General features: G+C 28.3%; 14 protein-coding genes. 8 read left to right on the top strand and 6 right to left on the bottom strand.

Translation table 11 applies throughout. From position 1 onward, the window contains the following. Positions 1 to 10: 10 nt before the first annotated feature. Positions 11 to 2,092, bottom strand: a complete 2,082-nt coding sequence (locus tag BLU40_RS02520) for a helix-turn-helix domain-containing protein (RefSeq protein WP_090119384.1) — start codon at positions 2,090 to 2,092, stop codon at positions 11 to 13. A gap of 226 nt (positions 2,093 to 2,318) precedes the next feature. Here BLU40_RS02520 and BLU40_RS02515 point away from each other — a divergent pair, with 226 nt between their 5' ends. The 8 genes from BLU40_RS02515 to BLU40_RS02475 all read left to right on the top strand — a co-directional run bounded on the left by BLU40_RS02515 (position 2,319) and on the right by BLU40_RS02475 (position 8,802). Next, positions 2,319 to 2,903: an ankyrin repeat domain-containing protein gene (locus BLU40_RS02515; protein WP_090119382.1), complete on the top strand. Its 585-nt coding sequence runs from the start codon at positions 2,319 to 2,321 to the stop codon at positions 2,901 to 2,903. Between the two features lie 78 nt (positions 2,904 to 2,981). Further along, positions 2,982 to 4,067, top strand: coding sequence for an acyltransferase family protein (locus tag BLU40_RS02510; RefSeq protein ID WP_090119380.1), 1,086 nt, complete (start codon positions 2,982 to 2,984; stop codon positions 4,065 to 4,067). 45 nt (positions 4,068 to 4,112) lie between these two features. Beyond that, positions 4,113 to 4,820: a hypothetical protein gene (locus tag BLU40_RS02505; RefSeq protein WP_090119378.1), complete on the top strand. Its 708-nt coding sequence runs from the start codon at positions 4,113 to 4,115 to the stop codon at positions 4,818 to 4,820. A 23-nt stretch (positions 4,821 to 4,843) separates the two neighbouring features. Further along, positions 4,844 to 5,293 carry a thioredoxin fold domain-containing protein gene (locus BLU40_RS02500; protein ID WP_245729883.1) on the top strand — a complete coding sequence of 150 codons (450 nt, stop codon included), beginning with the start codon at positions 4,844 to 4,846 and terminating at the stop codon, positions 5,291 to 5,293. 273 nt (positions 5,294 to 5,566) lie between these two features. Then, complete coding sequence (locus BLU40_RS02495; RefSeq protein ID WP_090119373.1) at positions 5,567 to 6,529, top strand: NAD(P)-dependent alcohol dehydrogenase; 963 nt, start codon at positions 5,567 to 5,569, stop codon at positions 6,527 to 6,529. A 57-nt stretch (positions 6,530 to 6,586) separates the two neighbouring features. Then, complete coding sequence (locus BLU40_RS02490; RefSeq protein WP_090119371.1) at positions 6,587 to 7,162, top strand: hypothetical protein; 576 nt, start codon at positions 6,587 to 6,589, stop codon at positions 7,160 to 7,162. A 248-nt stretch (positions 7,163 to 7,410) separates the two neighbouring features. Then, positions 7,411 to 8,025, top strand: a complete 615-nt coding sequence (locus BLU40_RS02480) for a hypothetical protein (RefSeq protein ID WP_245729882.1) — start codon at positions 7,411 to 7,413, stop codon at positions 8,023 to 8,025. An 84-nt stretch (positions 8,026 to 8,109) separates the two neighbouring features. Next, positions 8,110 to 8,802: a DUF6624 domain-containing protein gene (locus tag BLU40_RS02475; protein ID WP_090120316.1), complete on the top strand. Its 693-nt coding sequence runs from the start codon at positions 8,110 to 8,112 to the stop codon at positions 8,800 to 8,802. Positions 8,803 to 8,842: 40 nt separating this feature from the next. Here the strand turns inward: BLU40_RS02475 and BLU40_RS02470 are convergent, their stop codons facing one another. The 5 genes from BLU40_RS02470 to BLU40_RS02450 form a co-directional block, all read right to left on the bottom strand. Beyond that, positions 8,843 to 9,472: a CatB-related O-acetyltransferase gene (locus BLU40_RS02470; protein WP_090119368.1), complete on the bottom strand. Its 630-nt coding sequence runs from the start codon at positions 9,470 to 9,472 to the stop codon at positions 8,843 to 8,845. A gap of 38 nt (positions 9,473 to 9,510) precedes the next feature. Continuing rightward, positions 9,511 to 10,257, bottom strand: coding sequence for a CPBP family glutamic-type intramembrane protease (locus BLU40_RS02465; RefSeq protein ID WP_090119367.1), 747 nt, complete (start codon positions 10,255 to 10,257; stop codon positions 9,511 to 9,513). Position 10,258: 1 nt separating this feature from the next. Beyond that, the gene (locus BLU40_RS02460; protein WP_245729881.1) at positions 10,259 to 11,380 is read right to left on the bottom strand and encodes a serine hydrolase domain-containing protein; all 1,122 of its coding nucleotides are present in this window, start codon (positions 11,378 to 11,380) and stop codon (positions 10,259 to 10,261) included. Between the two features lie 3 nt (positions 11,381 to 11,383). Beyond that, positions 11,384 to 11,989: a DUF3575 domain-containing protein gene (locus tag BLU40_RS02455; protein WP_090119365.1), complete on the bottom strand. Its 606-nt coding sequence runs from the start codon at positions 11,987 to 11,989 to the stop codon at positions 11,384 to 11,386. Between the two features lie 68 nt (positions 11,990 to 12,057). Then, positions 12,058 to 12,915 (bottom strand): SDR family oxidoreductase, encoded by an 858-nt coding sequence (locus BLU40_RS02450; RefSeq protein ID WP_090119363.1) that lies wholly within the window; start codon positions 12,913 to 12,915, stop codon positions 12,058 to 12,060. Between the last annotated feature and the right edge of the window lie 6 nt (positions 12,916 to 12,921).

The following is a 12,921-nucleotide window of genomic DNA, read 5'->3' as shown; positions in this document are numbered from 1 at the left end:
CATCAAAAACTTACAGTAACTTTTCTTTTTCTAGGGTTCCCTTAAGTTTTTTATGTTTTTCCCAAAATTTCATTTCAATATTCTCAATAGTTTCATTGTATTTTGGGTGGTTTTGCAATTGCTTAAATAAAGGATCTTCCTTAATAAATAAAAGTACCCAATATTGGAAATCATCTTGTAAACTAAATTTATTATAAGCTTCTATAGCTTTGTCTGGCTCATTTTCATAAAGATAAAGCATTGCTAAAATTGCCTCTTTGTAAATTGATTCATCTTTTTCTAAAAACGCCTTATATTTATTTAAGTATTCCTCAGCTTTACTAGAAAATCCCATTTTATAATAAGTATATGCAATTTTTATATTCTCTGCAGGGTACAAATCTATTTTATTGATAGTAAGTATGTTAATGTATTTTTTATAATAAAACAATGCATTCTCAAAATCTTCTTGAAAATAATACATCTTCGCTAATTCTTGTGTAATATCAGTTCGTGTAGTGTCTTTTTTCCACTCCAGAAGCATTTTATTTGTTAAAGATTTTAAATCTCTGTCATTAGCATAATCTATAAAGTTTTTTAAATAAGAAGCGTAAGGATTACTAGGATTATATTTTAAAGATTCTTCAATGTATTCAGAGGCTTTTTTTGCAAATCCGTTTTGCACTAAGGCATTGCTCAGGTGCAAATAGGTAAAACTCTTAGATACAGAATCATTAGCTTCAATATTCAATTTAATTCCTTTTAATGCATAAGTAAGGTATTTACTTGTATCTGGAACAATTCGAGCATATAAATCGGATAAAATTAATACCGCAGATGAAGCATTGGGATTGTATTCTAGTGCTTTTTCCAAGTAAGGTATTGCTAACTTAAACTCGTTTACATTTATATAATAAAGTGCTTTTGCTATCAGAGGTAATTCAGAAGTAGCATCATACAACAGAGAATTGTCGGCATATTCATTTAACTTATCTAAATATTTCTTTTCAATTTTATTTAGATCTAGATAATAGTAACAAATAGCAATCTGAGCATAAGCGTTAGCGTATTTAGAATCCTCTCCTATTGCTTTTTCAAAATTCAAGATTGCCTTATTTAATCCTGCTTCGCTTTGTTCTTTCTGATTTTCTAATCCTTTTAAATAAAAATCATAAGCAGTGATATTTTCTGTAGGTTGTTTATCAATAAGCTCCAATTCTTTTGGTGTTACATTGGCTTCTATTGCAATTGCAATTTTTTTTGCTATAGTATTTTGAAGCTCAAAAACATTATCGAGTTGATATTTGTATTGTTCAGACCAAATAGGACTATCTTCAATAGCATCTATCAATTGAATGCTTATAAGTACTTCATTTCCTATTTTTTGTCCGCTACCTTCAATCAAATAATTTACTTGTAATTCATCGGCAATTTCAGAAACGGTTTTAGGATTACTTCTATACTTTTCTGTAGAAGTTCTACTAATTACTCGTAAATCTTTAATTTTTTGAAGATTATTAAGTGAAGATTCCATAACTCCATTAATAAAATATAAATTAGAATTATCTTCACTCAAATTTTTAAAAGGTAAAAATGCAACCGACTTTTCTTTAGTAGCTTTAGATTCAAAAGAAGTGAATTGATCCTTAAACAAATAAACAATAGCTATTATTGCAATAGTACTTATCGCTATAATATATTTATTAACGTTTGTTTTTTTTATGATTATTTCTTTTGCTTCGTCTTCATTATTTTCCTCTTCATTTAATTCTTCTTCTTTTTTTGTTTTTGTTTCACTAGGAGGATAACCATAATATTCACGGTAACATTTTGTAAAATAAGACGGATTGCTAAACCCAACTTCAAATGAAATTTCTGAAGCAGTAAGCTCCGTTTCTTGTAACATTTTTGCTGCTTCTTGTAAACGTATTTCACGCATAAACTGACTGGCAGATAAATTGGTTTGCTTTTTAATTTTTCTCAGCAAACTAGATCGGCTCATACTCATTTCATCAGCCAATTCAGAAACCCCAAATTGCTCGTTAGAAATATTATCTAAAAGAACAGATTTAGCTTCTGTTAAAAATGAATTTGAAGTAGAATTTGAAGTCATTCAGTTTTTAATTTAAACGAATATAAGTAAATTTTGAAAACTGACTTTATACAAAGATTTTTTTAACAAAAACATAAAATGCGCCATAATTTATAGCCTTGCGTCATAAATTATAGTCTTGCGTTAAACTTCATAACACTTGAATCATAGCTGTTTACTGTTGCATCACAGTTGATCGCATCTTTGTATCAACAAAATGAAACAATAATTTTTAAAATTTAAAACCATGATAAAATTAATCAAATTTCAAGTAATATGTATAGCAATTGTAAGTGCAATTATAATTTCTCTTACATCATGTTCACAAAAAAAAGAAACTAAAAATACTTCAAACATTTCAAAAAAGGAAATAAACAAACCAAGTATAGATATTCATGGTGCTGTATTAACCGGGAATTTGGAAGCGGTTAAGCAACATATTGAAGCTGGGACAGATATTAATCAAAAAGAAGCTATGTCTGGATCTACACCTTTAATGTCTGCAGTCACATTTAATAAACCAGAAATTGCTAAAGTACTTATTAATGCAAATGCAGATTTATCTGTAAAAAACAATGATGGAGGAACAGCTCTACACACGGCAGCATTTTTTGGTCGTATCGAAATTGTACAATTACTTATAGATGCAAAAACAGATAAAACCATTCGTAATAATTATGGAGCCACAGCGAGGGAAACAGCAATGGTAGATTTTGCACAAATGAAGCCTATTTATGAGATGTTAATTTTACAATTACAACCTATGGGTTTCACCTTAGATCTTAAAGAATTAGAAAAAGCGAGACCTGTTGTAGCTATGATGTTACAATAAATTAAATGCCTATAAATTGGTTATAGGTTATCTGTACAAAGAATTAATACTAAAATAAATCATCTAAAATTCCATATTATGTATATTGAAAGGCGTTACGATATCGATTGGCTACGAGTAATTGCTATAACACTTTTATTAATTTATCACATTTCTATTGTGTTTCAACCTTGGGCAATGTTTATAGCCTTTATAAGAAGTGATGAAATTTCTACTGCAATATGGCAACCAATGACACTATTAAATATATGGAGAATACCAATACTTTTCTATGTGTCTGGTATGGGTGTTTATTTTGCCTTGAGAAAACGTAATAATATAGAATTACTTATAGAACGCTCAAAAAGAATATTACTTCCATTTTTGTTTGGAGTTGTGGCTATAAGTCCTTTACATATGTTTGTTTTTCAAGATTATTATAATTTGGGATTAAATTACTATCCGCAAATGGGACATCTTTGGTTTTTAGGAAATATTTTTATTTATGTACTACTTGGACTTCCTATTTTTTATGGAATAAAAAAAGGTATGTTTTTAAAACTACTATCTTTTTCAACGCGATTATTTAATAATCCACTTGGTTTATTAGCTGTAAATGTATTTTTTGTTGCAGAGGTTTTAATATTTCAACCAAAACCTTTTGCATTGTATGCTCAAACTTGGCATGGTTTTGCAATTGGTTTGTTGGCTTTCTTTTTCGGCTTCCTTTTTATGCAAACAGGAAAAGTATTTTGGAATACCGTAAAACAATGGAAATGGTTATTTTTGGGATTAGCTGCTATTTTATATACCGTAAGATATGTAGTCTTCGCTACTGAAGGTCCATTATACTTAATTTCTATTGAAAGCAATTGTTGGATATTCTCAATATTTGGATTCTGCTACCAATACCTTAACAAACCAAGTAAAGCTTTATCATATTTAAGTAAGGCTGCATATCCAGTATATATCATACATATGGTTGTATTGTATCTAGCTGCGAAATTTATATTGCCTTTTCACTTACCTGCACTTATTGCATTCATTCTAATAATACTTATCACATTTGTTGGATGCTATTTACTGTATGAATTTATAATACGAAGAATTTCAATTTTAAGGCCATTATTTGGTTTAGACTGGAAATTTAAAAATGTAATACAGAAACAACTAAAACGTATATAGAACCAATCCAATAACCAGCGTATCAATTCGATAAACCACTAAATTATGATTAAAATATTTAGAAAAAATAGACGAAAAATACTGGCTAAAAATAAATTTACAAATTATTTTGCTTATGCTGCTGGAGAAATTATTCTTGTTATTGTAGGAATTCTTATCGCATTAACAATTAATGAACATTCAAATAGCAAGAAGAAATTAGAGTTACGAAATTCTTACATTATTCAGTTACATGATGAAGCAGAGCGCAACCTAAAAAAGTTAACTCTTCTTGATGATGAGGCATTGCAAATGCTTAAAGAGTTAGATACAGTATTCAAAATTTTATTATACAAAGATTATGATAACCCAAGGTTATCGACAAAATCATTCTATTTAATCATGTCTAAAAAATTTTATCCAATTATGATAACCTATGAAAATTTAAAATTTTCTGGTGATTTAAAATTATTTGATGATTTAAACTTACGCAATGCTATCTCTGAAACATATGAAACATTCAACCCAATAGAAAAACTTGAATCTTCAGAACAAAAGACAATTGAAGCGTATTACGAAAATTTTTTGATGAGAAACGTAAAATTTAGGAATATGGGAACCTCATCTAAAAATTATGGCAAAGACATCTATTTTGAAAATATGGTTTTAACAAGAATGACTACGATTGCACAAAATCGAGAGGCTTATGGTAATGCCATTGAATCATTACAGAAACTAAAAGTTACCTATACTGAACTTCAGAATAAAAATTAATGGAATTAAAAAACTATCAAATTATGAAACAAAATAAATCAAAAAAGAAATCTCATCCATTTTGGAGCTTTTTTTGGCTAACTTTTCTTGTTGTATCTCTTTGGTATGCTTGGTATTCATTCTATGTACCTACTAACAATGTAGTTTGGAGTAATGATATAGTAGCATCAAAAGAACTAGCAAAAAATTCAAACAAAAATGTACTGATATTCTTTACAGGAAAATGGTGCTCACCTTGTAGAATTATGAAACGTGAAGTTTTTGCTGATACTAAAATTATGAAAGCAATTCAATATAAAGTTATTCCGGTTGAGGTTGATATGGATGACCCAAATTTTGAAAAGCTCATAAAGCAATATAATATTAGCACCACACCAACAACAATTATTATTGACCCAAATGGAAAAGTAATTAATTACGCAGTTGGTAAAGTTGGGAAAACAAAATTCCTAGAAATGGTTTTAAATAAATAACCTTACTACTAATAATTAATAAACATGTATTAAAACACATAATCAATTGACCTTAAAATAGTTAATGAAATTTTAAGCACATAAAAAGTTACATCTTAAGTATAAAAACGTCTTTAAACAAGAAACTAAATTGACTTAAACCTTACGTTTAATAATTGTAAAACTTTTACAATTATTAAGTAATTATTAATACGCATAAGTTAGTTCAAGCCTCTAAATATGAACGTTTAAAACTTAAACTTTTCACCAACTTTATTGTAATAAATAACAATTATGAAAGCAGCAATTTATAAAACATACGGTTCTCCAAAAGTTATTCAGGTTATCGATACTGAAATACCAACACCTAAACCTAATGAGGTTTTAATAAAAATAAAAGCTTCATCTTCAACAAGAGCAGATACTATGATGAGGCAAGGTTCACCAAAATTTAGAAGATTGTTTTTAGGCTTTTTTAAGCCTAAGAATACGTCACTAGGCACAGGATTTTCAGGTGTAATTGAGTTTATAGGTGATGAAGTTTCAAAATTTAATATTGGTGATGCCGTATTTGGTGAAAAACTATTTAGTAATGGTTGTAATGCAGATTATATATGTATTGCTGAAGATATGATAGTTGAACATAAACCAATTACTATTTCACATCAAGAAGCAGCTCCAATTTGCGATGGTTTTTTAACCTCTTATAACTTCTTAAAAGACATTGCAAATATAAAAAAAGGGCAACATATTTTAGTAAATGGAGCTTCTGGTAGTTTGGGAACTGCTGCAGTTCAACTGGCAAAACTTATGGGTGCAAAAGTAACAGGAGTTTGCAGTACTAAAAACGTAAATTTTGTAAAATCTATAGGAGCTGATGAAGTTATTGATTATAAAAATGAAGATTTTACAAATTCTCAAAATAAATATGATATCATTTATGATTCTGTTGGAACTTTAAATTTTAAAGACTGTGAGAATGTTTTAACCAATAAAGGAATTTTTATGACTCCTGTTTTAAGTTTTGGAACACTATGGCATTCAATAATAAATTCTAAAAAAGTAAAATTTGCTGCTACAGGTCTTAAAAAAACAGAGGAATTAAAACAATTATTTAAAGAATTAGTTTCTCTTTTTAAAGACGAAAAACTTCACACCAATATTGATAAAGCCTACAAATTGTCAGAAATAAAGCTAGCCCATGAATATCTTGAAACTGGTCGAAAAGTAGGGAATATAGTTATCATCAATCAATAATAATTAATTAAAAAACGAACAGTATATGTTTTTCAAAACTAAAAAAGGAAAAGAAAAATGGAACGATTAATCAAATTTATAGAAAGGAATATTTCAGGAAAAAAAGTTCTAGGACTTTTTTTCTTGACAAATGTTGTGTACACCTTTATGCTGACTGTTACAATTCCCAAAACAATGGAATTCTCTAACGGAATGAGATTATTGGATATGATGCCTACAGGATATGATTTGGATTATGTAAGTAAATTATTCAATTTACTTGGAGAAAATGGACGTTCGACTTATCTAAACAACCAAATACCTGTGGATATGATTTACCCACTATTATTCGGACTCACTTACTGTTTACTTTTGGGATATTTCTTAAAAAAATTGAACAAATTAAATTCCCCTTATATCTTTCTTAGTCTATTACCAATAATTGCCGGAGTTGCAGATTATTTGGAGAATTTAGGGATTATTACAATGCTTAAAAATTATCCCAAATTGAAAGAGACTACAGTTTATGCAACTAATATATTTTCGGTTATAAAAAGCATTTCAACAAGTATATTTTTTATTGCATTGATAGTAGTATTAATAGCACTTGGAATTAAAGTATTAAAAAGAAAAACAAGTGCTGACAATGTATAAAAACAAAAAGTATTCTTAACACCACTTACAATAATAGCTGCGGAAAAAGATCTTATGTTTCCAGGTAAAAAAAGCAAAACAAATTTTTCCATCATTAAAGGAAATAATCTTATTACAAGATTCAAAACATGTTCCAGACAATAAAAATTTTAAAATAATAGAAGATTTAGTCTTAAAAAATTAATCAATTCAAAAAAAGAACAATTATAAATTCAATTAAAATTAAAACAATCAAAAACAGAACAATTATGAAAACAATTAAAATGAGAACAATCAAAAAGCAAATTTTATTAAGAATGACTTGTGTAGCCTTTGCATTAGTATCTAGTATAACATACGCACAAAACAAAAACTCAGAAACAACACAAAGAGATGGTTTCATCTTTGAATTTGTCGTAGGTGGTGGTATTATCAGTTTAGAAGATAGCGCTAGTATTCAAACTTTCGACGAATCTCAAGGAACATTCGTTTTTCCAGATTTAAAGTTTGGTTATATGTTAAATGAAAAACTTGCCATTACTGTTTCTTTGCCAGGAAATATATACGAGTATCAAGATAATGACAGACACTTTGGAGGTTTTATTCCATCGGTACAATTTTGGGTAAAAGATCGTTGGTGGGTTCATGGTGGAATTGGTTTAGCTATAGATTCACCAGCACTATATGATATTAAAGATGATGTAAATGATGATTGGAACTTTGGTTGTGCTGTTATGGCAAGTACAGGTTATGAATTTTATAAAAAGAATAACTTTGCACTTAACCTACAATCAAAACTTGTACTTGGTCGTGCTTCGTTAGATGAAGATGCACATAGAGATGCAGTAATTTTTAATGTAGGATTAGGATTTAGCTGGTTATAAGCTTTAATAATAAACACCATATATCATCATTTAATAATGAATTTTATTTATTATTAAATGATGATATTAAAAAAGGTTTTAAAAATGAAATATATTCTAGTAATAAGTTTACTATTAACATTAAGTTGCTCTAGTAAAATCAAATCAGAAAAAAAATCGACAACAACTGTTAATCAAGTAAATTTGATTGCTGTTCTAGACACTATTTGGAATGCCGAACAGCGACCAATTACATTAAGAGATTCACTTATGAAAATATATGGTGCTGAATCAGATTTAGTTAAAGAACAACAAGCAATCTACAGGAAAAACCATAGTATTAATGAAAGAAAGGTAAAGAATATTCTAGATAAATATGGTTGGCCTACAAAAGAAATGTCAGGTGAACGTGGTAATTGGACTATTTGTAATGTAATTCAACATTCAGACAATGAAGTTCGAATAGAATATCTTCCAATGATGAGACAAGCCGTAAAAGAGAAAAAATTAGAGCCTCGATTTTTAGTTAGAGCTGAAGATAGAATTGCTACAGAAAGAGGTGATTTACAAATTTATGGTGGACAAATGAAATACTACTCAAAAACTAAAAGTTTTAATTTATGGCCAGTTTTTGACCCTGTAAATATAGACAATAGAAGAACTGAAATTGGGCTTGACTCCATTGCAATATTTCTAAAAAATAGATTCAATTTTGAATGGAATCTCGAAGAACAACTAAAGAGAACAAAAGAATTTGAATTAGCAAAACAAAAAAAGCTGACTAAAAATTCAAATTAATAAAAACCTTATGTTTTATTTGTAAATAACCTAGAATCATTTAGATATATTTACTGAAAAACTCTTGAGGTGAAGAAGTAAGCAACTGCACATTTTCTGTGATTTTAGAAAGCTCCCAATCCCACCATTTTAAATGGAGTAGTTTTTCAATTGTGTTTTCTTCAAAACGCTTTCTAATTGGTTTAGCAGGATTTCCACCAACAATTGTATAAGGTTCAACATTCTTAGTTACAACAGAATTTGAAGCAATTATAGCGCCATCTCCAATAGTTACACCAGGCATAATAGTTGCGTTATGACCAATCCAAACGTCATTGCCTACAATTGTGTCTCCTTTTGTCGGGTAAGTTTTTCCATCCATAGCATTTTTCCAATTTCGTCCAAAAATTGCGAAAGGATATGCTGATGTTGCCTCAGTTAAATGATTACCTCCATTCATAATAAAAGACACACCTGAAGCAATCATACAAAACTTGCCAATGATTAATTTATCACCAATAAAATCGAAATGATATTTTACATTTTTTTCAAAATTATTTACATCTTCAAAATCATCATAATAGGTAAAATCACCAACTACAATATTTGGATTCTTTATAATGTTTTTCAAAAAACATAATTTTTCGTAGCCTTCAATAGGAAACAAATTATCTGGGTTTGGTGCTTGCATTTTCTATTTATTTTGAAGTGAATACGCTTGTGATTTCATTAATCTAAAGGTATAAAAGTTAAACTTATAAAAATTGTATTGGTAAACATATGAATAATTAAAGGATATTGAAAACCAAAAGCTACTCTAGTATAACCAGCTATTGTGGCACTAAATAATTGAGGCAGTGTTATTATTGGAAGCAATACTAAATTTAAAATTGAGAGTTCAAAATTAAATATATGTAACCAAGCAAAAAGTATGCAAGAAGTATAATAAATAAACCTAAAATTACGATTCCAGTAGTTATTTAACCTTTTTTTTATTGAATTGAAATTCAACACTATTAGGCTCAAAACTCCAATGCCAATCGAATACAATATTCTTAAATAAAAACTATCATCTACTAAACTTAAATTTGTTTTAAAAACAGCTTTTGTAAGTATATAATACGTTATTGTTGTTATAGATAAACTTGCATAACAAACGTTAAATTTTAACGAAAGCCTAAAGGTAATTTCTTCAAAAGCAGGTAAAACAAACCCTCCAACTAATACAAAAATTAATGGCGTAAATCTTTCAGCCATTTTAGAATCTGTAATGTTTGTTGGCTCGTAAAACAATCCTAAAACAATAGCAATTGTAATTGTTGCCATCATTTTAATTACAAACAGCCCAATAGTTTCTATAACTTTTGTTTTTACGGTTTTAGTATCATTAATTTCTAATTTAGGTTGTTTGATAAACCCTATTAACTCTCTAAATAGCTGTATATAAAATTTTGGTTTAATTAATTGAAGTTTCATATTACAGTTGACTTTGTATAATTGTTAAAATTTCAGTTATTAAAGCTATTGTATTTCGTGATTCTTCCATTTGGTTTAATGTTCCAGAGATATATGTGTTTAATTTGGGACAATAGAACATAAAAGATCCTGTACTACCTGAATGACCAATAATTTCTAGGTTTGGCCAACCGGTACTTAGCTCATTCAAATTTATTTTTCTTAGCCCAAAACCATATTCCATTCCTAAAGTTTCTGGAATCCATTGTTGCACTTCCTTTAAAGTATTTTTACTAATAATTTCACCTTCAAATAAGGCTTTTTGAAATTTTAATAAATCTGAATTGGTAGAAACTAAGCCTCCTCCTGCCCAATCAGCACTTAAGCTATTAAAACTTGAAACTTCATAAGCACTTGCATAAAAATTTGCCATTTTTTTAGTTTCAGAAATTGGTTTAGACCTTAAATTTAGAAATGTATTGTTCATTTTTAAAGGTTTAAAAATATGCTCTTTGTAAAATTTATGTAATTCTAAACCACTTACTTTTTCAATAATTAAGCCAAGTAAAACATATTCAGTATCTGTGTAATGATAGCCTTTTCCTGGAGGGAAAATTGGCTTCATTTTATCTTTATAAAATTGAATTAATTCAATTGGATTATAAATTTTAGAAGGATTTAGCAACAACTGATCAATTAGTCTTGGAGTTCCATCCATAGTTTTATCTGAAAAATAATCGCTTAAACCAGAAGTATGTTGCAATAAATGAGCTATTGTTATTTCATTAGAATAATCTACATCATCAATTATATGAAGGTTTTTTATAATGTCTTTCGATAAATATTTAGATATTCTATCATTAAATGAAATTTGTCCGTTTTCCTTTAAAATAGCTACAGAAACAGCAGTAAATGTTTTGGCAATACTAGCAAGATAAAATGGCGTATTTTCAGTTATGGAATCTCCTCCAAAAAACTCAACATCTATCTTATTTTTACCAGAATAAACCTTTAAAAAAGCATTGTGAACGTTCTCTTTAGACAATTCTTTATTAAATACTTGCTGAAATTTATTTTCAATAGTCTCTTGTCCAATTAATGAACAAGAAACTATAAATGTTGCTATAAATAATACTTTTTTCATAATTTAAAATGAATAACCTATAGAAAACTCACCATAAAAAGGATCTATAAAATCATATGCTTTTCTATAATCCTTTATCACATCATTCACTTCTACAGTATCTGGATTGCTATCCCAATCTTCGTTAGAAAATCCGTACCCCAAAGCAAAAGTCATTGTAAACCCACTATTCCAAACCCATTTTTTTCCTGCATTAATACCAAAACTTACATCTGGCATATTAAAATCGAATGCAGTTTCGTTTATCATTCCATCTCCATTAAACTCTCTATATCTTGCATAAGCACCAACAAAACAAGAATTCATTTTTTTATCTATATGATATCTGTAATTTAATAAAACAGAACAACCATTGGATTCTATATTCGCATCGGTATATGTTTTTGGAATAGCTTCATAGTCGAACCGTGCTACAAAACCGTGCTTTTGATTGTGTAAGTATTCATAATTAATTGAATAAATACCAAAAGCAACTGCCACAGGGCAAGCACTTATGGAGTGTTTAAATTCTTTTGTTTGATAAGATTTTTCTTTTTGTTCTTGAGCATAAGTTGAAAAACTTAGACTAAGTATAAAAATTGCTATAATTAATTTTAATTGTGTTTTCATTTCTTTAGTTTTTAGTAGTAATTGTTTGATGCAAATATTTATAAAACAGCTACACCAATCGTTTTGAATTATAATTTAGAACTCTTTTCAAAAAAGTTTTTAAGCTTCTGTTTTCCATAACTTGGGGCAATATTATCTTCAGCCATTAAGGTTAAGAAAAACTCAATAGGACCGTATGTTTTAACGCTTGTAAAAGTTCTTAAAAACCAAATTATAAATTTTCTAATCCAATCTGGTAAATGGTATATTTTAATAGGTTTATCTAAAGCTTCTAATGCGAGTTCACTAATATCATCCAAACTTAAAATATCGGGTCCTCCAATACTTATTTCTTCAATATCCTCTGAAATTAAATCAACTATTTTATTTGCTAAATCTTCTCCGTGAATTGGATTTAATAATTGCTTACCACTTCCAAAAAGATATACTTTGCCTAATTTTGCCATATTTAAAAAATCTTTCATATCAGAAAAAAAACCGTTTGGTCTTACCACTGTATAATTTAAACCTGAAGCTTTTAATGCATCTACAAACTTTTCTTTTGCTTCAAAAATTTTAAGGTTTCTATGTTTATCTCCATTAATTGCAGATACATAAATAAACCGCTTTACTTTTTGTTTTTTAGCTTCTTCAAGTAAATTTAAATTTGCCTGATAATCTACATCCATATAGGTTAAACCATCCTTTTGCCTTGTTATTCCAACAGTAGAAATTACCACGTCAATTCCTTTACAAACATCTTTTAATGTTTTTGGCTTTGTTACTTCAGCTTGTTTAATTTCTACATAGTTTTCATTCGTGTTTTTTAATTTATCAGGATTACGAACAATTGCTACAACTTGCTTTTGATTCTTTTCTAATGCTTTTAACAAATAACTACCTAAATATCCTGTAGCACCTGCTAATAATACGTTGGTATGTTTCATTATTTA

Source organism: Lutibacter oricola (genome assembly GCF_900106565.1).
Taxonomy (GTDB): Bacteria; Bacteroidota; Bacteroidia; order Flavobacteriales; family Flavobacteriaceae; genus Lutibacter; species Lutibacter oricola.
This window is presented reverse-complemented; position numbering and strand designations above follow the sequence as displayed.